22 protein-coding genes and 1 pseudogene are annotated in these 21,674 nt (G+C 56.4%); 13 read left to right on the forward strand and 10 right to left on the reverse strand.

The window, feature by feature from the left end; genetic code table 11:
• Window positions 1–47 precede the first annotated feature (47 nt).
• Window positions 48–773 carry a Crp/Fnr family transcriptional regulator gene (locus tag ACA068_RS18300; RefSeq protein ID WP_497303762.1) on the forward strand — a complete coding sequence of 242 codons (726 nt, stop codon included), beginning with the start codon at window positions 48–50 and terminating at the stop codon, window positions 771–773.
• 1,847 nt (window positions 774–2,620) lie between these two features.
• On the opposite strand, the gene ACA068_RS18305 is transcribed toward ACA068_RS18300, so the two are convergent.
• The 5 genes from ACA068_RS18305 to rimA form a co-directional block, all read right to left on the reverse strand.
• Entirely contained in the window at window positions 2,621–2,842 is a 222-nt protein-coding gene (locus ACA068_RS18305) for a hypothetical protein (RefSeq protein ID WP_497310689.1), read from the reverse strand.
• Complete coding sequence (locus tag ACA068_RS18310; protein ID WP_497303763.1) at window positions 2,808–2,969, reverse strand: ATP-binding cassette domain-containing protein; 162 nt, start codon at window positions 2,967–2,969, stop codon at window positions 2,808–2,810. Before ACA068_RS18310 ends, ACA068_RS18305 begins: the two co-directional genes overlap by 35 nt.
• A gap of 64 nt (window positions 2,970–3,033) precedes the next feature.
• Complete coding sequence (locus ACA068_RS18315; protein WP_497303765.1) at window positions 3,034–4,323, reverse strand: sensor domain-containing diguanylate cyclase; 1,290 nt, start codon at window positions 4,321–4,323, stop codon at window positions 3,034–3,036.
• A 2-nt stretch (window positions 4,324–4,325) separates the two neighbouring features.
• Window positions 4,326–4,685 carry a hypothetical protein gene (locus ACA068_RS18320; protein ID WP_497303767.1) on the reverse strand — a complete coding sequence of 120 codons (360 nt, stop codon included), beginning with the start codon at window positions 4,683–4,685 and terminating at the stop codon, window positions 4,326–4,328.
• 388 nt (window positions 4,686–5,073) lie between these two features.
• Entirely contained in the window at window positions 5,074–5,853 is a 780-nt protein-coding gene (rimA, locus tag ACA068_RS18325; protein WP_497303769.1) for a S6 modification regulatory phosphodiesterase RimA, read from the reverse strand.
• A 551-nt stretch (window positions 5,854–6,404) separates the two neighbouring features.
• Between rimA and ACA068_RS18330 the strand changes: the two genes are divergently transcribed.
• The 4 genes and pseudogenes from ACA068_RS18330 to ACA068_RS18345 form a co-directional block, all read left to right on the forward strand.
• Entirely contained in the window at window positions 6,405–7,205 is an 801-nt protein-coding gene (locus ACA068_RS18330; RefSeq protein WP_497303771.1) for a GNAT family N-acetyltransferase, read from the forward strand.
• A gap of 475 nt (window positions 7,206–7,680) precedes the next feature.
• Window positions 7,681–7,977, forward strand: coding sequence for an ArsR/SmtB family transcription factor (locus ACA068_RS18335; protein ID WP_072405141.1), 297 nt, complete (start codon window positions 7,681–7,683; stop codon window positions 7,975–7,977).
• Window positions 7,978–8,032: 55 nt separating this feature from the next.
• Window positions 8,033–9,043, forward strand: a complete 1,011-nt coding sequence (locus ACA068_RS18340) for a zinc-dependent alcohol dehydrogenase family protein (protein WP_497303772.1) — start codon at window positions 8,033–8,035, stop codon at window positions 9,041–9,043.
• Window positions 9,044–9,133 (forward strand): annotated as a pseudogene (locus tag ACA068_RS18345) (transposase domain-containing protein); the annotation flags it as partial.
• A gap of 304 nt (window positions 9,134–9,437) precedes the next feature.
• Here ACA068_RS18345 and ACA068_RS18350 read toward each other — a convergent pair.
• Complete coding sequence (locus ACA068_RS18350; RefSeq protein WP_497303774.1) at window positions 9,438–9,800, reverse strand: DUF6124 family protein; 363 nt, start codon at window positions 9,798–9,800, stop codon at window positions 9,438–9,440.
• Window positions 9,801–10,438: 638 nt separating this feature from the next.
• Between ACA068_RS18350 and ACA068_RS18355 the strand changes: the two genes are divergently transcribed.
• The 4 genes from ACA068_RS18355 to phnE are packed head-to-tail and all read left to right on the forward strand — an operon-like array spanning window position 10,439 to window position 13,669.
• Window positions 10,439–11,290, forward strand: coding sequence for a putative selenate ABC transporter substrate-binding protein (locus ACA068_RS18355; RefSeq protein WP_497303776.1), 852 nt, complete (start codon window positions 10,439–10,441; stop codon window positions 11,288–11,290).
• Window positions 11,287–12,084: a phosphonate ABC transporter ATP-binding protein gene (locus tag ACA068_RS18360; protein WP_497303777.1), complete on the forward strand. Its 798-nt coding sequence runs from the start codon at window positions 11,287–11,289 to the stop codon at window positions 12,082–12,084. The genes ACA068_RS18355 and ACA068_RS18360 overlap by 4 nt, the downstream gene beginning before the upstream one ends.
• Window positions 12,078–12,905 (forward strand): PhnE/PtxC family ABC transporter permease, encoded by an 828-nt coding sequence (locus ACA068_RS18365; protein WP_497303779.1) that lies wholly within the window; start codon window positions 12,078–12,080, stop codon window positions 12,903–12,905. Before ACA068_RS18360 ends, ACA068_RS18365 begins: the two co-directional genes overlap by 7 nt.
• A complete protein-coding gene (gene phnE, locus ACA068_RS18370) occupies window positions 12,902–13,669 on the forward strand; it encodes a phosphonate ABC transporter, permease protein PhnE (RefSeq protein ID WP_497303781.1) in 768 nt (255 codons plus the stop codon). The genes ACA068_RS18365 and phnE overlap by 4 nt, the downstream gene beginning before the upstream one ends.
• 18 nt (window positions 13,670–13,687) lie before the next feature.
• On the opposite strand, the gene ACA068_RS18375 is transcribed toward phnE, so the two are convergent.
• A complete protein-coding gene (locus tag ACA068_RS18375) occupies window positions 13,688–14,080 on the reverse strand; it encodes a GFA family protein (RefSeq protein ID WP_497303783.1) in 393 nt (130 codons plus the stop codon).
• A gap of 123 nt (window positions 14,081–14,203) precedes the next feature.
• Between ACA068_RS18375 and ACA068_RS18380 the strand changes: the two genes are divergently transcribed.
• The 4 genes from ACA068_RS18380 (at window position 14,204) to ACA068_RS18395 (ending at window position 17,937) form a co-directional block, all read left to right on the forward strand.
• Window positions 14,204–14,440 carry a hypothetical protein gene (locus ACA068_RS18380; protein WP_497303785.1) on the forward strand — a complete coding sequence of 79 codons (237 nt, stop codon included), beginning with the start codon at window positions 14,204–14,206 and terminating at the stop codon, window positions 14,438–14,440.
• A 224-nt stretch (window positions 14,441–14,664) separates the two neighbouring features.
• Window positions 14,665–16,209 (forward strand): multicopper oxidase family protein, encoded by a 1,545-nt coding sequence (locus ACA068_RS18385; RefSeq protein ID WP_497303787.1) that lies wholly within the window; start codon window positions 14,665–14,667, stop codon window positions 16,207–16,209.
• 12 nt (window positions 16,210–16,221) lie between these two features.
• Entirely contained in the window at window positions 16,222–17,358 is a 1,137-nt protein-coding gene (locus tag ACA068_RS18390) for a hypothetical protein (RefSeq protein WP_497303789.1), read from the forward strand.
• Window positions 17,359–17,361: 3 nt separating this feature from the next.
• The gene (locus ACA068_RS18395) at window positions 17,362–17,937 is read left to right on the forward strand and encodes an SCO family protein (RefSeq protein ID WP_497303790.1); all 576 of its coding nucleotides are present in this window, start codon (window positions 17,362–17,364) and stop codon (window positions 17,935–17,937) included.
• Window positions 17,938–17,974: 37 nt separating this feature from the next.
• Here ACA068_RS18395 and ACA068_RS18400 read toward each other — a convergent pair whose 3' ends face one another.
• From ACA068_RS18400 to ACA068_RS18410, 3 genes are all read right to left on the reverse strand, one after another.
• Complete coding sequence (locus tag ACA068_RS18400; protein ID WP_497303792.1) at window positions 17,975–18,772, reverse strand: transporter substrate-binding domain-containing protein; 798 nt, start codon at window positions 18,770–18,772, stop codon at window positions 17,975–17,977.
• A gap of 69 nt (window positions 18,773–18,841) precedes the next feature.
• A complete protein-coding gene (locus tag ACA068_RS18405; RefSeq protein ID WP_497303794.1) occupies window positions 18,842–20,011 on the reverse strand; it encodes an NAD(P)/FAD-dependent oxidoreductase in 1,170 nt (389 codons plus the stop codon).
• Between the two features lie 4 nt (window positions 20,012–20,015).
• The gene (locus ACA068_RS18410) at window positions 20,016–21,671 is read right to left on the reverse strand and encodes an FAD-dependent oxidoreductase (RefSeq protein WP_497303796.1); all 1,656 of its coding nucleotides are present in this window, start codon (window positions 21,669–21,671) and stop codon (window positions 20,016–20,018) included.
• Window positions 21,672–21,674 lie beyond the last annotated feature (3 nt).

A 21,674-nucleotide genomic window follows, 5' to 3' on the forward strand; every position in this document is an offset into this window, starting at 1 on the left:
GGAGTACCCTGAGCGGGCACGCCCTGTTCCGCCACGGATGCTCTGTCATGCATGCCTCCCCCGATCCAAGCCCCAATCATTTACTGGCGGCGCTACCGGCCGTCGACCTTCAGCGCCTTGTTCCTCACCTGGAGCAGGTCAGTCTGGCGCTGGGAGATGTGCTGTATGAACCGGGGGACACCTTGCGGCACGTTTACTTCCCGACCGACGCCATCGTTTCCCTGCTGCATGTCACGGAAAACGGCTCGTCAGCAGAAATCGCCGTGGTCGGTAACGAGGGTTTGATCGGCATTGCACTGTTCATGGGCGGCGAAAGCACCTCCAGTCGGGCTGTGGTGCAAAGTGCCGGTGGTGCATTTCGCCTGCCGGGGCAAAAACTCAAGAAAGAGTTCAACCGTCATGGTGATCTGCTCCTGCTGATGCTGCGTTACACCCAGGCGCTGATCACGCAGATGTCACAGACCGCCTTGTGCAATCGCCACCATTCGATCGATCAGCAATTGTGTCGATGGCTGCTGTTGTCGCTGGATCGCCTGCACGGCAATCGCCTAAACATGACCCAGGAGCTAATCGCCAACATGCTGGGCGTGCGCCGCGAAGGCGTCACGGAAGCGGCGGGAAAACTGCAGCGTCAAGGCGTCATCGAGTACAGCCGGGGCCAAATCACGGTTCTGGACAGAGCGCGCCTTGAACGGCTCAGCTGCGAGTGCTACCTGGTGGTCAAGACCGAAACCGATCGGCTGTTGCATTACACCCGTCGTCAGGACGAGTGATGCGGCAATACCTGCTGTCCCTTAAACCTGTCAGCGAGCGGATATTGCTCCCGCTAACCTCGCATAAGACTAGGGCGAGTAAGCGCTCCAGGGACGGATGCAACGCGAACAGTGGGCCACAATTGATCGATGACCCGTATAGCTTTATGCGAAGTCCCCCAACTCCGCGCCACCAAGATGTCGCAGGCAGCGACAGACCACCTTTCCGGCGCCTCCCCCGCTTTAGTAGATATGCGCGCGCGGCAGCTCTTCGGCACGGCCCTCTCCGTCGACGCTCATCTCAAGCTCTGGCATGCGATGCAAGCGAAAGGCTGCAACAAGGTGGTGGATGTTTGCGAAACGCATAACATTCCAGCGCTCAAGTGCATCTGCAATTTACGGCTTGTTCGATCTCTGGCGCTTCTATCGTGAAAGCCTCGACGAATGGTCTCGACTGGATAAGTTACGCAAGCCCGTGACAGCATCCATCACCTCAGCCGCTTGAGATTGCACGCTTCTATCTGGCGCAGCATCAGAGTTCAAAGAAGAGATTTAACGCTAGCTGTTTCCAAGTAATGAAACACTGTAGTCATAACCAGATATTTGCGGCACCGAGTAGTTCACGCGAGCCTGTTCAAGCCAGGCTCGAGTGCGCGAGATATCAAAACCAGATTTCGATGAGAACAGCCTGCCCATTAATTCGGCTGATATCCGAAAATGACCACACCCGGCCACGCAGCGAGTTTCAATCCAGAGCCCAGGCCTAAGTTGCGAGGGCGCCTCAGCGTTGCATATCAAACACTTCATGTAAGTCCTCCTAATGGCGAAGACTAGTATAGTCGAGGGCGAGGAAAAAGCATGGTAGCGTACCTATTTATATATCTAACGCTTTAAGGCCTTTTTCATTCTAGGAGCTCGACCAGCTGAAAATGGCACTGTCACTTTCGCGGATTAGCAAGCAGGCGCCTACATTGAACTTCTCTGCCTTGTGGTGGAATTGAGCTAATTAAGGAACGAGCGTGGAAGTTAAAAGATGCAATCTACCATCGCTTACGGGGTGGGTAATTTTTGTTGATGACGACCCAACCCTGTGCATGTTGACGGTAGAAATCTTGGCAGAAATCGGCCTTCAGTCCTTGGACTTCGGAACGACTGATGCTGCTTTTATTTTTCTACTGCAGACGCACGTTGGTTGTCCGCTGGTGATCGTGGACCAAGGGTTGCCAGGCCGACTTCAAGGTGGGAGTTCATCGATATGGTAAAGGCCAGATGACCGTCGACCTCTGCGATTCTGACATCTAGCCTTGAGCTTGAACCCGCTACGGTGCCTTGTTCAACAATCTATCTACAGAAGCCTTGGGCCATGGACGTTTCCAAGGCGCGCCCCTCTAAACCCCGGCTCTAGCGCTCCTATCCTCGCTGACTACTCATAGAACGCCGTGCAATCACGCCGCATTTCGTTGCCAAACTTTGCACAAAAATGAAACGACCGATCGCCAGCGGAGCCCCATGGCCCGCCTGGGCTACAGGATCTTTTGCACAACATCTGGATTTGCATAAAAAACGGACACAAAGCCCGTCGGCGGGATGGGGGTAAGTGCTTTTTCAACAGATTTTTCGTGGAATCTGATCGTTTGTGCTAGCTCGATCTCACTCCGCTTGCGGCCAGAAGCAGCCATTCAAATTACCAAAATTAGATTCATACATGAAAGACTTACATCGACAAACAGCTCGAACTTTCGGCTTGGATTGAAGGTGGCCAGTAAGGCAACGGGGCCTCATGATGAGCGGCCCGCCCCTACTTGGACAGGAGAAAACGCAAAGCCCGGTGAAGCGTAAAGAGATCCGTGCCTTTCGAAACTCCTGAACTAGCTTAGATAGATGCCTTTCAAAGATTCTTCGGTCACGCTTTTCCCCGCCAACACGGAAACGATCTCCCCGACGCAAATCGCATACACCCGGGTCGCCATCTGGATGGCTTCCACTATTTTCTGTTCGACTAGCAGGATTGGCGTTTTACGCGAGCGGATCTCTCGAAGGGTATCCAGCAAAACCTCAACATTTTCGGTGAAAGTCCATTGTCGGATCATCCAAAATAAACAACTCCGGACGGGACATAATCGCCCGGGCAATGGACACAATTTGCTGCTCGCCGCCGGACATGGTGCCCGTTTGCTGCTTGCGTCTTTCCTTCAGCTCCGGGAATAGCTGATACATATCCTCGATATCTTCAGTAATGGCTTTGCGACCTATCTCCTGTTAACCGACGAGGTACCGTCAATTAGAAGTCATCAATATCAACTATACAGTTCCTACCCTTGGATTTTGCGTGATAGAGCGCACTGTCTGCGGAGATTAACAACTGTTTGAGAGTGGATCGCGATTCATTCATCGAGGCACACCCAATACTGACTGTGATTTTTATTTCCTCACCACCAGCATCGACACTAGATGCCTCAATGCTGCTCCTGAGTCGCTCCGCAATAACTGACGCTTCGAGGCTGTTGATCTTAGGCAACATAACGACAAACTCTTCGCCCCCAAACCTAGCTATAGTATCTCCGGGACGAAGAACTCCCTCAGCAATTTTCACTATAGACTTAAGAACTTCGTCGCCAATGGGATGCCCCCAGCTATCATTAACATGCTTGAAGTGATCGGCATCTAGCATGATTATCGATATTGAGTGCTCGTATCGATTTGCCCGAGCAAACTCTTTCTCTGCCAAGTTAAAAAAGTGAGCGCGATTAACTGCGCCTGTGAGGTGGTCTTTAGTGAGCAAATTGGCCAGATTATCACTCGACACCTTTCGCTCGGTGATATCTCGAAACACAACGGTATAGCCAGAAAACTCGTCATCTTCTTCACGCAGAACGGCGATCATTGTTTGAGCAAAAAAATTCTGTCCTGATTTGTGTTGGCAAAGATAGTCTCGTGAATGCCAACCTTCTTCACGTGCGAATGTGAGATGCTCATCCAAAATATCAACTTCCAAGGCGGATAAATTACAGAACCGGCGCAACGTCTCACCAATTGCCTCGGATTCCGTGTAACCAGTTAAACGCTCTGCCGAAGGGCTCCAGCTATTAATTATTCCCTGTTTAGTCAAACCGAGGACTGCGAAATCGTTAACAATCGTATAGATGGCGTCCAGCCATGAGTCTGTCTGCCTTAGTCTCCTTTCAGTTGCAACTTGGCAAGAGACATCAGTCAGAACAGTTATCAGAACCTCGTCGTTGACCTTTACAATTGTACATGCGAGAACAATACCTCCGTCGGCTGCGGACGACACGTGAACTCTATGATTTACACATATTGACCCGCAAGATTCTCTAAAACTCGTTACAAGGTTACGTAATTCAGGTGCCACGGAAGAAAGTGTTTCAAACAGATTTTCAAGGCCGATAGACTTAACCAATGGCATCAACAATTGTGTTGCCATGGGGTTAAGCATATCAATTTTTCCGCGGGGGTCGGTTCTTACCAGTCCTACTGGCGATAGATACATGAATGAAAGTAATGCTTCGTACTCTGACTCGATTGAGTCATTGTCCTGCTCAATGCTACTCATTTTTATGCCCATTCAACCAGTAGGAAGCGGGTATTACTATCAATTTTTTTAAGTAGTCTTAATCTGACGGGGATTGGCCGCATTCTAAGCGCCAGAACGTAAGAAATGATCACGTCTAACTCAGGTTCATTCTCAAATCTGTGGGCGACCATGGCGTTATTCATGCAGGGAGCAATTTCCAAAAATAAATTCTTACCTAAAACACGTGCCTGTCGCAAGGCTGCACTTTTAGCTTCAAAAATATTGTAGATTACCACTTCTGAAGCGTCATTAAAGCCAATTATTCCGAAGTTCAGAGTATCCAGCTGATCTAGCGCGCCCAACAATGCTTGTATCGATGCTTCTTCGAACGTAAGATTCATTTCCCTACTCACTCGCAAAGTACAATATTAATTTTTAAACACCCCAGTCGGGCTGTATTCACCCTACCATATAGCAATAAGTTCTCTACCCTTTCAGCATTCAATATGAAGAGCGGATGGCTACCTGCCAATTTAACCTTATCCCCTGTTCCAATGTCTCGCATCTCAAGCGCCTACCTTCGGAACGTTGCGAAAAGAGTCTAGTATCAAACCAAGCATAGCTACTCATTTTTTTATTGCGCCGTCCTCTAACTGTATTTTAGCAGCCCCCTGATCTGTCACCCTGGATAGCTATCGATCCCTTACGGAGGATATTTTGATATTGATACTCAGATGCAGGGCAAGAGCTTTATCATTAGCGCCTTGGCCATGGCGCATTTAAGGCAATCTATGCTTTATTCCACGCGTTGGGTGCGACCAGAGCCATTGCTTCAAACGCAGGCTTGGCGAACCAAAACCCCTGCATCAGATAAACTCCGCAGTCGGTAAGAAAATCCCGTTCCTCGGCGTGTTCGACTCCTTCTGCAATGATTTTAATACCCAGCTCTGCACATATTATGACAACACCACGAACGATAGCCTGACGGGAGCGATCACGATGGATATTACGCACTAGCGCTATATCAAGTTTTATAAGATCCGGTTGAAAGTCTGCCAACAGTGTCAACCCTGAATATCCTGCCCCAAAGTCATCAATTGCTGTTTTGAAGCCGAATTCCCGGTATTCACGCAGAATGTTGGTCAGGTGGTGATTATTATCAACGCATTCGCTTTCGACTGTTTCGAAAATCAACCGATCTAGCGGAAAGTTATGAACTCGGGCGGCTTCCAACGTGCTTCTAATGCACAACTCTGGACGGTAAACGGCGTTGGGTAAAAAGTTAATTGATAGGTGTTGAGTCATTCCAAGTTGCGCAGCAGTGGAAATAGCACGCACGCGGCAGAGCTGATCGAATCGATAACGGTTCTGATCGGTTACTTTTTCCAGCACTGACAGCGCCCCGTCACCATTAATGCCTCTCACCAGCGCCTCATGTGCAAAAATTGATTGATCACGCACGTCCACAATTGGTTGAAAAGCGAATGTAAAATCTATATCCAGCTCAAGAGTGTTTTTGCAACCTTGGCAACCATTGGACGAAGTCAATGAGCTTGGAAAAACTGTCACGTCGCACTCCAAAAAATCAATTACTATTTATATGATAGCCATTCCAATTAATGCCTGAGCATCTGAATAAACAACAAATCAACTTTGGAAGGACTTTAATGACTGGGATGGGCGTTTTGATTGTAGCAGTTTATTCTTATATTACTTCTCGCCGACTGAGAAATGAACGATTTTTAGCCTTCGAAATAACACGACGAGGTCAAAAACAGTTATAGCTTAGACACTTAACCTAATTTCACACAGCTGGACTTTTTTGACATAGGGAACTGTCATTCGCTGATTGCAGGGCTATGCGGCAAAAATAAAGACTAAAATAATCAGACGGAGAGCTTCAGATGAAGGGATTTTGAGTAACGTGCTGTGTGAGTCGCTCCCAGCGGCTTGGACTCTTCAGCGGATAGCTATGAGGCGAATACGGCCCTTCACGACAGGCAGTAATCGACCCAAAGCTGACGGTGAAGCAGAGCGAGTTACTGGCACGTACTTGGACGCAAGCGTATTGTTCGATGCAATTTACCTCCCTTGGAAATCTTCAAAAAAGGACGACTTACATGGATGTTGAACTGGCCCATCAGATTGAGGCCGCAGAAAGCGAGTATTTGCGTTCGCGTGTCCAGAACTTGGCAGGGGTAAGCGGAAATCCTTATGGCGCACGTGTTTTTTCCAACGGAGACTTTCCGTGTTTTCAGGTGAGCGCAACACCTAGCCCAATGCTCAACCGCATCTACGGCGACAGCGCCCGTGATCCCCAGGCAGTATTGAAGTTGCTCAAAGATTCAGCGGAACATTCGGCCGTAACTCCCCTTATCGGGAAACTTTCCGCGTTGGGGCAGTACTCACTCGTAGGCGACGCGCAGCTTGAGCGTTTGAGGGGCTGGACTCACTTGCAATTCGCATGTGCCATCGAGAAAGTGGTCTTGAGTCGTCACTCATTCGAAATCGAGGAAGTCACGTCAAAAACTCTTGCTCAGTTCGCAGATGTGCATGCGGGCGGTTTTCATACCAAACCAGAGTACCGATTGCTGAATCAAGCATCCTTCGCAGAGCAGCCGTCGAGCGGACGTTTGAAAATCTGCGTCCTGAAAGCTGATGGGAAAGTCGTGGCAGGAGCCTCAATGTATTTGGCCAGTAATGGCATTGCCTACCTTGGAACGGCTGCCACCCGAAAGCATGCCCGGGGCCTTGGCTACCATGGGGCACTGATATCTCATCGAATTGAGCAAGCCAAGACGCATGGCTGCCACTTGATCGCCGCTACCGCGCTTGCCAGCTCCCAAAGTCGGCGAAATCTGCAACGTGCCGGGTTGACGACATCTCATGCCCAAGCACTGTACCGCCTCGCAGATAACTAAGATAAATGGCTGAACACGATCGTCCGCTTCTGGCCGAGGCTGTGTAAAAACGTTTTTGAGCGCGACAGGTACTCAAAACCGGACTGAAAATCGCGCTTCTACGCGAAATCCACATCTGCTGACGTGCCGATAAATTTCAGATTTAACGTAGACGCGCACACTTCAAATTTGGCGAAGCGTTTTTACACACTCTGGGCCGGTTGCAGGCACTCCAGAGCCATCATCATTGAAGATTTGAGTTTGGCATGATGTTTCCTCCGGAAAGAGGAAAGGGTTGCAAGATGTTGATGGGGGGCCAGGACGTTCAAACATAGACCGGGGATGTCTACCAGAGAGGGTTAGTCCAAGCAGTCATTCAATGCATCTACAAAAGTAGGGCCGAATCGGCTGGATGAGTTTTTTTGATTTCAAACCCTTGCGAAGGGTAATAGATTACTTATTGAACATTTCGGAAAAAAGCGTAGCATTGCCGACCATGATACTCGAACAGCTCAAAGCCCTGGGCAATGACACTCGCATGCAAATGATGGAGTGGCTCAAAGACCCACTTAGTAATTTCCCACCTCAGGATCATGGCGATCCTGCGATAGGAGTGTGCGTAACCCATTTGCAGCACAAGGCAGGGCTTTCACCTTCTACCGCGTCTGCACACTTAGCTATCTTGCAGCGCGCAGGCTTCGTGCTAACCACCCGCATCGGAAAGTGGACCTACTACCGACGCAATGAGCAGGCGATTGACGACTTTGCGGCTAGGTTGATCATCGAATTGTAATTTTTAAGCTTTCATTTCGTTATTTCGCGTAATTAGAAAACATAAGGAACTCCCTATGAGCAGCAAAACTATCTTCGTCCAACCCGGTGGCGGCTATGAAAACGTTGTGGTTGGCAGCAGCGAAGTCCAAGCCGCAGCGCGTGGCGAAATCACCGTACGCCTTCACGCCAACTCGCTCAACTACCACGACTTCGCGGTGGTCAGCGGTATGTGGGGCCCTAGCGAAAAACGCATCCCCATGGCCGATGGTGCAGGTGAAGTCATTACAGTCGGCCCCGATGTCACTGAATTCAAGGTGGGTGACTCGGTCGTCAGCACCTTCTTCCCGGAGTGGATCAACGGTGTGCCACTGGTTGAAGGCTTTGTCAGCGTGCCAGGTGATGGCATTGACGGCTACGCTCGTGAGCAAGTGACGGCCAAAGCCACATCGTTTACCCTCGCGCCTACTGGCTACAGCCATGCTGAAGCGTCGACGCTTACCACCGCAGGCCTTACTGCATGGCGCGCCCTGATGGCCGATGACTCACTCAAGCCGGGCGACATCGTGCTCGTCCAAGGCACTGGTGGCGTTTCAATTTTCGCCCTGCAGTTCGCTAAAATGGCCGGTGCTACCGTCATTGCTACCTCTTCAAGCGACGAAAAACTTGAACGTCTGAAAGCCCTAGGCGCTGATCATGTAATCAATTACCGCAAAGACCTTAACTGGGGCGAAACTGCACGCGCTCTAACGGGTGGCCGTGGTGTTGACCACATCATCGAAGTCGGCGGCCCTGCGACGCTTGAGCAATCGATGATTGCAATTCGGGTTGCTGGTCACATTTCCGTCATCGGGATATTGAGTGGCGTAAGCGGTGCAATGAATTTTGTACCGGCACTGATCAAGCAAGTGCGTCTGCAGGGTGTGTTGGTGGGTAGCCGCAGCCAGCAGCAAGACATGATCCGAGCCATCAATGCTAATGGCATGCGCCCGATTATTGATCGTCATTTCCCTTTGAGCGAGATTGTCGAAGCGTTCAAGTATCAGGAAACCAACCAGCATTTCGGCAAAATTTGCCTGGATATTTAAGCCAGCATGAATGGGCATGATCCATATGCCTATCTCAAAGAGATGCTGACACGGCTGCCGACGCAGCGGGCGAGAGAGATTGGCCGACTGCAGTCAGTCACGAAGAGCCGTAGTCGACCCAAAGCGCAGGGTGCGTGTCGAGGTAAATTCGTCGTTACTTTTTTGCAGGGGCCTCGCGTCAGGGGGCGATGCAGCCCCGCTCATCCCGCCAGTGCAACGGTTCTTCGAACGGGAAGGTTATCAGGAAGAGGGACGAACACACCTGAGCAATGGGCTGGGCTACTTCGTGCAAATCTTTCATAACCGAATGCCCTCCGGTTCGGACCTTTGATTCTGATGCAGTCACCTCCCCTCTGTGGCAACGGGTTAACCCACCGCCACAGAGGGTTCGCTCTTACTCCTTCACCTCAACCTTATCCAACGCCTGATTCACCGCCAATTCCCCCAACATCACCACTTGGGTAATCCCCAACAGCGTCTTGCGATGCGAGTTATCCAGCAACGCCGCGAAATTGCTGAGCATGGTGGTGGCCGAGCCCAATGATTCGCTGGCGTTGGCCAGCAGGGATTCGGTGTCGTACTTGGGGTTGGCGAGGAACATGGGTTCGGGTTCGTGGTTGCAGGCCATGATGTGGGCGCCCGGATTGAGGTAATGGTCGAGGGCGCGTTCGGCGGCTTCGTTGAGTTTTTTCGAATCGAGGGATTCGTACGGGGATGCCGGATCGGTGTCCGGTGGGTTGGGAGTTGGTTTGATCATAGATGACACTCCGATGCTGCTTAAAAAGGAGCCATCGCCCTCTCGCTACCAAACGGAGGGTGGCGGCCATACGGAGGTTGGTAGACCGGGCATCGGAACCGGCGCCCCCGAAGGAGCCCTACGCATGGCCACCATAAAATCGCAGTCCTGAGAAAGGACCGCTGAAGGTGACGCTATGCGTCGATGCTGAGGGTCTACCAAACCCATCACTGTTTTTAGTGACGAGACCACGATAGAACCCATGCCCTAGACGCACAAGCCGGCGGATTCTGGCGCACGCGTAGGCAACGACGCAAGGCGCTGTAGCCGTTAGGACGTAACGCCGAGTGTCTTTAAACGCGCGCGCTCAAACATGTTTAAGGCATTAAAAACCAGGGACGGGTAGCTCTCGCCCAAAAGCGTACACGTCGGCCTGTTTGCGTCAGAAAACAATGAGAGAGATTAAAATGCCGGTTGAATGCCAAAAGTGCGATCAAGGTTCAGTTCGAGCAATGGTTGTGCAGTCCTTCGCGACACCTATTGACTAGGTCAAAAGCGGTTAATATGCCCCCGCTTCGTCTACCCTCACAAAGCGCCAAGCAAGTTCAGCTTGTGCCAGGCGCATCGATATTTTTCAGTTCATTCACCGGAGAGCTTCCATGCTCAAGCGTACCCTGGCATTGGCCGTTGGCCTGACCCTGACATTTGGCAGCCTGTTGGCGCAGGCCGCCGACACCTTGAAAGTCAGCGCGATTCCCGATGAAGCCCCTACCGAACTGCTGCGCAAGTTCAAGCCGCTGGGCGCTTATCTGGAGCAAAAACTCGGGATGAAGGTCGAGTTCGTGCCCGTGAGCGACTATCCGGCGGTGGTCGAGGCGCTGGCTACTGACCGTATCGATCTGGCCTGGCTGGGCGGTTTCACGTTTGTGCAGGCGCGCCTGAAAACCGGTAATGCCATTCCACTGGTGCAGCGCGAACAGGACGCCCAGTTCACCAGCAAGTTCATCACCGCCGACCCGAACGTCAAATCCCTCGCCGACCTCAAGGGCAAGACCTTCGCGTTCGGCTCGGTGTCCTCGACATCGGGCAGTCTCATGCCGCGTTATTTCATGCTCAAGGACGGCATCAAGCCTGAAACCTACTTCAGCCGCGTCGGCTACTCCGGCGCCCATGACGCCACCGTCGCCTGGGTCCAGGCCGGCAAGGTGGACGCCGGGGTGCTGAACGCCAGCGTGTGGGAAAAACTCGTGGCTGCCGGCAAGGTCGACACTGCCAAAGTCAAAGTGTTTGCGACCACCCCGGCCTACTTCGACTACAACTGGACGGTGCGCGGGACCCTCGACCCGGCGCTGGCGGCAAAGATCAAGGCAGCCTTCCTCGCGCTTGATCCAGCGAACCCGAAGGACAAGGAAATTCTCGATTTGCAGGCGGCCAGCCGGTTCATCGAAACCAGCCCTGACAATTACAAAGGCATCGAGGAAGCCGCACGCGCCGCCGAACTGCTGAAATGACATTGCGCCTGACCCAGACCAGCCTGACTCACGCCAACGGTGTTCAGGCGTTGCGTGACGTGAACCTGCACATCGGTGCAGGCGAACAGGTTGCGATCATCGGCCCGTCCGGGGCCGGCAAGTCGAGCCTGCTCAACGTGCTGGCCACCGCGTTGCGACCGGACAACGGCGAGTTGCAGGTGCTCGGCGAGCGAGCGTGGCTGCTGTCTGCCCGTCAGCGCCAGCGTTTACGCGCACGCATCGGTCTGATCCATCAATCGCCGCCCCTGCCACCGCGCCAGCGTGTGGTCACCGCGGTGCTGGCCGGAAAGCTGGGACAGTGGGGCCTGGGCAAGAGCCTGCTGAACCTGGTGCATCCGCTAGATGTTCCGGGCGCACGTGCGGCGCTGGCCAGGCTGGACCTGAGCGACAAGTTGTTTGCGCAATGCCAGCAACTGTCCGGCGGCCAGCTCCAGCGTGTGGGCATTGCCCGCGTGTTGTATCAAGCGCCCGAGGTGTTACTGGCTGATGAGCCGGTTTCAGCGATGGACCCGGTGCTGGCCGAACACACGCTTTCGGTGCTCTGCCGCCACGCCCGGGAGCACAACGTCACCCTGGTCGCCAGCCTGCATGCGGTGGAGCTGGCCCTCGCGCACTTTTCGCGGATCATCGGCCTGCGTGACGGGCAGATCCTGTTCGACCTTGCGGCCGGCGCCGTCGACCGCGAGCTGCTCGACAAGCTCTACGCCAATGAGCAGTTGCACGCCTCGCCGGTGCCTCCCGTGTCCTTGAGTGTGCAGATTCCCCGATGCTGACGTCTGCCTCGCGCGATCCCGCCGCCCTGCCCCGCTTGCTCCTCAGCCTGCTGGCGATCGCCCTGTTTTGGCCGGGCATCCACTTCAGCGAGTTGGACCTCAGCGTTTTAGTATCGAGTGACAGTCAGAGAGAGATGGGCCGGTTTGTCTCCGCCTTCTGGCCACCGGCCCATGACGCGGAGTTCATCGAGCTGCTGTTGCAGGCCACTCTGCAGACCCTGGCCATCGCCACGGCCGGCATGGCCCTGGCGTTGCTATTGGCCGTCCCCGCCAGCCTGCTGGCCAGCCGCGCCCTGTCGCTGTCGGCGGCCTCCCGTGCCGGTCGCCCAAGCTTCGGCGGCCAGCTGCTGCGTTGGCCGGTACGCGGTTTGCTGATCTTCCTGCGCAGTGTGCCGGAAATCGTCTGGGCCCTGCTGTTCGTGCGCGCCGTCGGCCTCGGCCCGACCGCGGGGGTTCTGGCCATTGCGATTACCTACAGCGGCATGTTGGGCAAGGTCTACGCGGAAATTTTCGAGTCGGTCGACCAGCGCCCGGTCCATGCATTACTGCGTTCAGGCAGCGGGCGGCTCGCAGCGTTTTGCTACGGAATCCTGCCCAATGTCGCGGCGGAGCTGATGTCGTACACGGTGTACCGTTGGGAGTGCGCCATCCGCGCCTCGGTGGTGATGGGCTTCGTCGGCGCCGGCGGTCTGGGCCAGCAAATGGATCTGTCGTTACGCATGTTCGCCGGGGGTGAAGTGGCCAGTTTGTTACTCACCTTCCTCGTTCTGGTGCTGCTCGCCGATCAACTCAGCCGCCTGCTGCGCTGGAGGCTGACATGAATCGTCTGATCAACCTGGCGCTGGTCCTGGGCATTGGCGCCGCGGTAGTCGCCTCGTTTATCTACCTGGGCATCGACCTCGGCGAACTCGGCGGTGCCGGCAATCTGAAGCAGATGGCTGCCTATGTTCAGCGTTTCCTCAGCCCGGACCTGAGCGCGGGTCATCTGCAAGCCATCGCTCATGGCGCCTTGGAAACCATTGCCATGTCTGCCCTGGGCACCCTGCTCGCGGCGGTATTCGGCCTGCTGTTGGCATTGCCCGCGGCCGGGCGTTTCGGCTGGCCTTTTCAGAGTGCGTCGCGTCTGGTCCTCAATGCCTTGCGCGCGGTCCCGGAACTGGTATGGGCGGCGCTGATGGTGCTGGCCGCCGGACTCGGCCCCAATGCCGGCACCCTCGCCTTGGCCCTGCACACCACTGGCGTGCTCGGTCGGCTGTTTGCCGAAGCCTTGGAAAACACCCCGCCCGAACCGGCAGACGCCATCCGCCTGCAGGGTGGCAATGCCGTATGGGCATTCTGTTACGGCACACTGCCCAACCTGTTGCCGCAGCTGCTGGCCTACATCCTGTACCGCTGGGAAAACAATATCCGCATGGCCAGTGTGCTCGGCTTCGTCGGCGCCGGTGGTCTGGGACAAATGCTCTATGTCAGCCTCAGCCTGTTCCAGGAAGCTCAAGCCAGCACGGTGATCCTGGCCATGTTGCTACTGGTGTTCGCCGTCGATTCATTGAGCAGCTGGAGCCGTCAACGCTGGGTCAAGGCCTGACTGCTTTCGCAGAACGCCCTACTCCTCCAAACGCCCTGTCCCCTCACGGTCGTGTTCGTAGTGCCTGATGAGCGCAAACGCCGGCAACCAGGACTCGCGACGCACGATCCAGCTCTCGTAAGTTGGCGTCAGTTGATCAGGGGCATCGAGTGACCCCAGGTTCACTTCGATTTCGTCGGCAGTACGTGCAAAAACGGACGAACCGCAACGCGGACAAAAATGCCGCCCGGCGTAGTCGCGGGTTTCGCCCTCGATCGTCACTGCCTCCTGAGGGAAGATCGCGCTGGCATTGAAAAGAGCCCCATGATGCTTGCGGCAGTCGAGACAGTGACAAAGGCCGACCCGGTAGGGCCGTCCTGACGCTTTGATTCGAACATTGCCGCACAGGCAGCCGCCGGTGAATCGCTTCATGCTGCGTCTCCTCTGATATCAAACGGTCGGACGTCTCGACCAGCGGGTTGGAAATAACCGGCTATCCCACCTAATTTTTCAACTCCCGACGACTCAGCAAAGTTGAAGAAAAGGAGCCATCCAATGCGAACCCTCAAAGCGATTTTTATCATAGCCCTGTTATCCACGGGATTGATTGCTCATATGGGCATCGCGACCGCCGAAGGCGACGTTGCGAAAGACGTCAGAGAAGATGTTCGTGATGTGGACAAAGATGTCGACCGAGACGGAAAAGACATCGATAAAGAAGCGAAGAAACTGGATAAAGAACGACATAAGGAAGGCCATCATCTCGATGAGGAGGCGAAAAAAGACCTTTGATGCTGATAGAAATGTGCTGCTCATCATCTGGAGGCTGCTCCTTGGATCCCGAAACTTGCGCGTAACGAGAACTGTTCTAAACTGCGAAAAGTTGCGCGCAAACCTCTCAACGCCATGCAGGACGTGGCCTTGAGCATTTTCGCGGTGTCTTCTGATCACCCTTCGGCAACGCACAGGCGCACTGCGCCACGCAGTTCCTCGCCAAGCCACCGAAGGTCGCGATCATGCCCAGAGCTTTCAGCGTCCGCCCCTTTGCATTCTGCGCGAGCGTATTGGCGCTTTCATTGACCGGTTGTGCGACACAGCAGTCCGCTGAGCCTGCGTCACAACCGCTGCGCCAGAATCCCGAGTTCACCTACGATGCCAGCGGCGTGACGCACGCCACGCTGACGGCGGCCGAACAGCAGGTCAACGTCGGGAACGAGCGTTATGTTTCGCTGGTGTTCAACGGCGACTACGATTCGCCGCTGATTCGCACGCGACCGGGCGGCACCATGGCGATACGCCTGGATAACCGCATGGACGAAATCACCAACCTGCATTTCCACGGCATGCAGGTATCGCCCCTGGATCAGGGTGACAATATTTTTCGCGTGACCCAACCCCATCAGGTCGGCGAGTACAACGTCAAGTTGCCCCTCAATCACAGCCCGGGGGCCTACTGGTATCACAGCCATTTCCATGGTGGCTCTCAGCGTCAGGTGTCCGCCGGGATCGCCGGACCGATCCTCGTCGACGGCATGCTCGATCCGTTTCCCGAACTCAAGGGCATCAAGGAACAGGTCCTGGTCTTGCGTAACTTTCAGAAAACCCTGACGGGCAAAGTCGCCAGCGAGATCATCACCAGCGCGCCGTCGATTCGCACGGTCAACGGCCAGGAAGTGCCGATTATCGACATCAAGCCCGGCGAAACCCAGCTCTGGCATTTCATCAATATTGCGGCGAACCAGTATTTCCGGATTCGCATCAACGGTCAGTCGGTGCAGGTGTTGTCGCGCGATGGCAATACCGTTACGCGCCGGGTCGACGCCGATCAGGTGCTGATCGGGCCATCGGCGCGGTTCAGTGTGTTGGTGGTCGGGCCACCGGCAGGCTCCTACGAAATCGAAACAGGCTCCGGCAACACCGGCCCGGCAGGCGATGACTACCCGGCGGCCAAACTCGCGGTGTTGCGATCCAGCGGTGAGCGGGTCGCGACCCGGCAGATCACCAGCGCCTATCCGCCGGCAGAAGACTTCAGCAAGATCGCGGTGAACAAGACACGTCAGTTCGCCTTCCAGGATTCGGACACCGACCCCAACGCGTTCTTGATCAACGGCACCCGCTTCGAGCTGGACCGGGTCAACACCACGGTCAAGCTCGGCGACGTGGAAGAGTGGCGCCTGTTCAACCCGTCCCAGGAATTGCACCAGTTTCATATTCACCAGGTGGACTTCCAGGTCACCGAGATCAATGGCAAACCGGTGCAGTTCAGCGGCTATCGGGACAACGTATTCATCCCCGCCACGGGCTCGATCACCGTGCGAATTCCGTTTCGCGATCCGGTGATTCTTGGCAAGTTCGTTTATCACTGCCACATCCTCGAACACGAGGACGGCGGCATGATGCAGGCGATCCAGGTGGTCAAGCCCGAGGACTACGAGCAGGCGGTCAAGCTCGAACCCCTGGGCGGGCTGTACGGTGAAAACAATCAGTTGTGCTCCTACCTGCGCAACACCGGACAGGCCCCGAAAGCGTCCAGCCCGCCGATCAAGCCGCTCATCAAGTAAAAGGGGGGCGCCATGAGCAATTATCGCTTGGCTGTTTTGCTGGTGGGATCGGTGTGTGCCGTTGAATCGACGCTGGCCGATGACGGGCAATACCCCAACGTCGGCATGGATTACGACGCGACTTTTCAATATGACCACGTGCATGCCGATTCGCCCCAGGGCGGCAATCGCAACAGCACGGATGCCTACCCGGACATCAACACCACGTTTTACTTCCGTTTCACCCACGACCAGCAGATCCGGTTTTCCACCGAGATCAACCCCATAGCGGGGCCGGAACCTGGGCAGAAACGTTTTTTTGAAGACGTGGGACTGGTGATCAACGACCTCAACTATTACCAGAACAACGCCAACTCGGCCTTCAGTGTCGGCAAGTACCACGTGCCGTTCGGTCGTGCGCAGGACCAGGCGCCCGGGCTCTACACCGAAGATTTCGTCAGCACCTACGACCTGGACGGCATGCTCGGCGGAACGGTGGCGTATCGGTTTTTCGATCAGCGCCTGGGCATGATCGAACCCAACGTCAGTTTCTACACCGCCGACAATTCGTTTCTCGGCCGGCCTTACCTGCGCCATGGCGAAAAGCTCCAGCGCAGCGACGGCGGTCCGTCGAACACCGGGAAGCTCGACTCCTATGCGCTGACCGTGAACTGGCTGGCAATTCCGGCGGTGCCTTATCTGGAAACGCAGTTCGGCTACATGTTCAACAAAAAGGCCGAGGACGAGACGCAAGCCAATCCACCTGGTGAAGATGATGAAACCATCAAGATCGCCTCCGCCCGCTATATCTGGGCCTACGCGCCAAGCACTGACCTGGAGCCGACGCTGGCGGGGCGTTACTTCGATATCGTGCCCTTCATCGAATTCGCCGATGTCGACAATGAAGATGGCATCAAAGGCAATGACACCCGTTACCTGACCACCTCGCTGACGTTCGATTTCGGCGACTGGGCCCTTGGCGCGACCCGCACCGACAAGCATCGCGAATCGACCGGGGGCGCGGATCACCAGGATTACCTCAACGAACTGAGCCTGACCTACAACATCACCGGCCAGATCAAGCTCGGGCTATCCGCCGGCACCCAGAACGAGGACGGCCAAATGTCGGAGCTGATTGGTCTGGCGCTGACCTATTCGGGAGGGTATTGAGCGATGAACAGGCTGCGCGTGGCAGGCCTTCTGCTGCTGATGGGATTGGCGAGCGGCGTCACGGCGGCGACCCGTACCGACATCGGCGGGCCGTTCCAACTGACCAACCAGAATGGCCAGCGGGTCACCGAACGCAGCTTTGGCCAACCGGCTTTACTGTACTTCGGGTTCATGACCTGCCCGGCCATTTGCCCTACTGACCTGGCGAAAATGGCCCGTATCAGTCGGCAACTGCAAAAAGACAAAGGCATCACGGTGCGACCGGTTTTCGTCACCATCGACCCGGAACGTGACACGCCGAAAAAACTCAAGGAGTACGTGGGCTACTTCGCCAGCGACTTCGTCGGCCTGACCGGCTCGGCGCAAGACATCGTGCGCATCACCGACGCTTATCACGTGTATTACAAGAAAGTGCCGTCCGGGGATAAGCCGGACCAGTACATGATGGACCACTCGACAATCCTGTTTCTGCTCGACAGCCAGGGCCGCTACCTCAAGCATTTCGGTCGCGGGATGGATGAGCAGGAAATCGAGAAACAGGTGGTCGCTGCACTGGCCGATGCAGCGGCCGGACGTTGAATCAAATCCCCCCAAGTTGCTTTCCGCTGATCAGGTTTCAGTGTGGCCAGAGATCCACCGGAAAGTACTTCTGCGAAATTTGCGTGTACTTGCCCGAGTCATGCAATTGCGTGAGCGCCTGGTCGATTCGTGCCTTGAGTGCGGTGTCACTCTTGCGCAGGCCCGCGCCGATTCCCAGGCCATAGAGCAAGGGGTCCATCTTGACGCTGCCGATGCCTTTCTCCTCGTAGGCCAACCCGTCCTGGGACTTCAGGAAATCGATGTCGCCGAGCTTGTCGAGGAACATGACGTCGATACGGCCCGCCAACAGATCGGCGTTGCAGTCATCCTGTGTGTTGTAGATGCGGATGTTCGATGCCTTGCCATAAGCGGTCTGGATGAACTCGGCGTTGGTGGTCGAGCCCTGCACACCGATGGATTTACCGGCCAGGCCTTCCGGTGTCAGCGTCAGATTGGCGTCCTTCGCGGCGACAAAGATCCCCGTCGTCTCGTAATACGGACGCGAGAAAGCGATGACTTTCTGCCGTTCCGGGCTGATGCCCATGGAGTTGAAGAGCACGTCGAACTTGTTGGCAAGCAGCGCCGGAATGATGCCGTCCCAGGCCACTTCCTTGATCTCGCACTCGGCTTTCATCTGCTCGCAGAGCGCGCGGATCAGGTCGGGTTCGAAACCGGTGTATTGCCCGGTGGGTGTCTTGACGAGGAACGGCGGATACGGTTCGGCAGCAACGCCGAAACGCAGCTTGTCTTCTGTTGCGCCGGCCGGCGCGGTAAAGGCACTCAACGTCAGGCCGATGGAGGCCAGCAAAGCCAGATTGCGGAATATTCGTTTCATGGTCGATCCCTTTTTTTCAGGAGGATGGTTGCAAATAAAACGATTCAACATCAGTACAAAACAGCCTTTCTACGCCTGGGGTAAAGGCAACGGCAGCCATCCCTGGATCGCTTGCCAGTCCGATTCCAGGCTCGCGAAACGAGAGAGAGAAAAGGTCGACAGGTCGGCAAAACTGCACTCGCCGTCGACAACGAGATCGCGAATGGCATGCCCGCTCGCCGGCGAGAGCCCGAAACCGACACCGGACATCGTCGCGACGGTGAGGTTATCCAGCACGGCGGGACGGTCGATGACGGGGCGCCCGTCCGGCGTGTTTTCGATGAAACCCGCCCAACTGCGAATCACCCGTTTGTGAGCGATTTTGGGGAACAGTTCAGCCAGTCGTTTGGCGATGTTGCATTGCAGGGGCGTCGACTGCGGACGTGTGCCGCGCAGATCGGCGAGCTCGACCCATTCGTGCGGGCCGCCCCCGTAGGCCAGGTTGCCGCGCAGGGTCTGCCGGCCATACAAACCATTGCCATCCACCCCCCCCACCGCCAGTAACGGCAGCGGCTCGGTCACGATCATCTCCGCGCGAGCGGTGACCAGCGGAATGTCGACGCCCAGTTGGGCCGCCAGCTCACCGGTATGCGGGCCGGCGGCAATCACCAAGTGGTCGCAGGCGATCAAGCCTTGTGACGTTTGCACGCCCGTCACGTGGTCGCCTTGGCGTTCGATGGCGACGACGGGCGTGTGCTCGAGCACACGACCGCCGAGATTTTGCAGCGCCCATGCGTAGGCCTGCAGGGTGCGGTGCGGATTGGCGTGGCCGCCGAAATGGTAGTAATAGCCCGCCAACACGTTGTCGCCCGCGAAGGGCACGAGTTCCCGAACCTCCTGAGGGTCCAGGAGGTCAACGCGCAATCCATAATACTGGGCTTCATCCACGACTTTTTTGTCGAGTGACAACTGGTGTTCGGTGAGATCGATACTGATGCGGTCCGGGCGATATTCGGTCGGGTAACCGAGCAGTTCGTCCATCATCGGCCAGAGTCGCTGTTCTTCGAGAAACAGCGGGCTGTGATGATGCGAGCATCCGCCGCCATTACGGCCCGAGGCGCCCCAGCCAATCAGGTGGGCATCGAGCACCAGCACATCGACGCCCTCACGCGCCAGCCACCAGGCGGCGCTCAATCCGGTCACGCCGCCACCGACAATGACGACGGACGCACGGTTGGACGATTTCTTGACTGCGTGCATGGTGTCAGCCCTCGTTCTGCGGCGGGTTCAAGTGATCGACGACATCCTGTGGCCGCCTGGCAACGGTTGGCTGGCCGGTGCACAACCAGAACGGCGTCCACTGTGACGGCATGTCAAACCAGGCATCCCAGCGGCTATGCATCGGTGGCGCTTCCTCGACCTGTCCGATCTGTTGCAGTGACAGCGGACGGACCGGCGGACGAAACGAGGCCAGCGCAATCTCGCCGACACTCAAACCGGCACCGATGCCGAGCAAGGCCGCCACCTGTTCGCGGCAACGACGTCCCTGGCAGGGTCCCATGCAGGCCCGGGTCAGACGCTTGGTCACATCCGGGTTGGGCGAGTCGTTTTTCATGGTGCTTTGCAAATTTGCGTCAGCGGGTGTCCAGTCGAGATAGCGCGGCGGTTGCTGTCCGAGAATTTCGCTGGCCGTCACCTCTTCGCACAGGCAAACAAAGGGTTCGTTCTGTGCATGGACGGTGGATGCGCGCACCCAGGCCTCGCGATTGGCGGCCACATCACAGACCGGCTCGTCAGGCACCGACGCCTTGTCGTTCTGAGCAAGGTCGACACCCAACGCCGACAACGCGGCGTATGCGGCGATCCGCCCTTCGCGCCGGGCAATCGTGTCATCGAGGCTTTTCGATGCCCAGACGCCGGCGCAGTCGCCGGCCACCAGAACGAACGGCAACGACGTGCGCTGTGCAGAATCCGTGTCGGGGACATGGCCACCGCGGTCGGCCTGGAATGACGTGCTGCACCCTGCCGCCTCGACCAGTTCGATCGCGGGAATGGCGGCCACTGCCAGCAGCACCGTGTCGCATTCGATCTCGGTCAGAGATCCGCCCACGGGGCTACCCGCCGCGTCGACAGAGACCGCCGTAATCCGCTTGACGCCGAAGGCATCCCCGGTCGCCTCGCGAACGACATGCCCCGTCAACACCTGAGCGCCTTGCTCGACCAGCAGACCGAGCAGCGCTGGATCGCCACTCACCTGCCGGGCCTGTTCAATGATTGCCGCGATATGCACGCCCTGGCTGATCAGCACGTGGGCCGACACCAGCGCTTGCGAATCGCTGCCGATCAACACGGCGCGCTTGCAATCCAGCGCCTCGTAAACCGTCGCCAGCCGATGCGCAGCGCTGACGCCCATGACGCCGGGGCGATGCCAACCATCGAAGGCGAGGCCCATGTCGCGCCTTCCGGCGGCGACGATCACCTGTTTGAAGCGCAGCAGATAAGCACTTTCGTCATCGGCGAGGCCGGCGACCGCGCCCTCGATCCACGCCGTGGTGCGCTGCTGGGGAAACAGGCCCCAGACCGCCGTGCCGAGCCGCACGTCGACCCCGGCTTCAAGCGCCTCGACGATCTCCGGGCGGGCATCGAGCAGCGTCTGCAGCACGCTGTTGCGGTTAGCGACCCCGGCGCCCATTCGGCCACCGAAGTGCAGCGGCACCTCTTCGCCCATGGTTTCGAGGGGCACCGGGTTTTCGTCCACCAGCGTCACGCGCAGGCCCTGCCCGGCGGCGGTCAAGGCGGCCGCGAGCCCCGCCGGGCCCGCGCCGACGATGAGAATATCGGTTTCGTCGCTGATCGGCGGTGCTTTGCCTGCCAGCGACGCTGGATCGTAGTAGATGTCGGGTGTCAGAGGTCGTTTCACGGT

Source organism: Pseudomonas sp. LBUM1660, from assembly GCF_059695935.1.

Bases quoted from the DNA above. Each gene is read 5' to 3' on its own strand.
- ACA068_RS18360 (WP_497303777.1), top strand. From the start codon at position 11,287: ATGACATTGCGCCTGACCCAGACCAGCCTGACTCACGCCAACGGTGTT.
- ACA068_RS18340 (WP_497303772.1), top strand. From the start codon at position 8,033: ATGAGCAGCAAAACTATCTTCGTCCAACCCGGTGGCGGCTATGAAAAC.
- ACA068_RS18355 (WP_497303776.1), top strand. From the start codon at position 10,439: ATGCTCAAGCGTACCCTGGCATTGGCCGTTGGCCTGACCCTGACATTT.
- ACA068_RS18405 (WP_497303794.1), bottom strand. From the start codon at position 20,011: ATGCACGCAGTCAAGAAATCGTCCAACCGTGCGTCCGTCGTCATTGTC.
- ACA068_RS18390 (WP_497303789.1), top strand. From the start codon at position 16,222: ATGAGCAATTATCGCTTGGCTGTTTTGCTGGTGGGATCGGTGTGTGCC.
- ACA068_RS18380 (WP_497303785.1), top strand. From the start codon at position 14,204: ATGCGAACCCTCAAAGCGATTTTTATCATAGCCCTGTTATCCACGGGA.
- ACA068_RS18335 (WP_072405141.1), top strand. From the start codon at position 7,681: ATGATACTCGAACAGCTCAAAGCCCTGGGCAATGACACTCGCATGCAA.
- ACA068_RS18385 (WP_497303787.1), top strand. From the start codon at position 14,665: ATGCCCAGAGCTTTCAGCGTCCGCCCCTTTGCATTCTGCGCGAGCGTA.
- ACA068_RS18300 (WP_497303762.1), top strand. From the start codon at position 48: ATGCATGCCTCCCCCGATCCAAGCCCCAATCATTTACTGGCGGCGCTA.
- ACA068_RS18400 (WP_497303792.1), bottom strand. From the start codon at position 18,772: ATGAAACGAATATTCCGCAATCTGGCTTTGCTGGCCTCCATCGGCCTG.
- ACA068_RS18365 (WP_497303779.1), top strand. From the start codon at position 12,078: ATGCTGACGTCTGCCTCGCGCGATCCCGCCGCCCTGCCCCGCTTGCTC.
- ACA068_RS18305 (WP_497310689.1), bottom strand. From the start codon at position 2,842: ATGATCCGACAATGGACTTTCACCGAAAATGTTGAGGTTTTGCTGGAT.
- ACA068_RS18310 (WP_497303763.1), bottom strand. From the start codon at position 2,969: ATGTATCAGCTATTCCCGGAGCTGAAGGAAAGACGCAAGCAGCAAACG.
- ACA068_RS18375 (WP_497303783.1), bottom strand. From the start codon at position 14,080: ATGAAGCGATTCACCGGCGGCTGCCTGTGCGGCAATGTTCGAATCAAA.
- phnE (WP_497303781.1), top strand. From the start codon at position 12,902: ATGAATCGTCTGATCAACCTGGCGCTGGTCCTGGGCATTGGCGCCGCG.
- ACA068_RS18350 (WP_497303774.1), bottom strand. From the start codon at position 9,800: ATGATCAAACCAACTCCCAACCCACCGGACACCGATCCGGCATCCCCG.
- ACA068_RS18315 (WP_497303765.1), bottom strand. From the start codon at position 4,323: ATGAGTAGCATTGAGCAGGACAATGACTCAATCGAGTCAGAGTACGAA.
- ACA068_RS18395 (WP_497303790.1), top strand. From the start codon at position 17,362: ATGAACAGGCTGCGCGTGGCAGGCCTTCTGCTGCTGATGGGATTGGCG.
- ACA068_RS18330 (WP_497303771.1), top strand. From the start codon at position 6,405: ATGGATGTTGAACTGGCCCATCAGATTGAGGCCGCAGAAAGCGAGTAT.
- ACA068_RS18320 (WP_497303767.1), bottom strand. From the start codon at position 4,685: ATGAATCTTACGTTCGAAGAAGCATCGATACAAGCATTGTTGGGCGCG.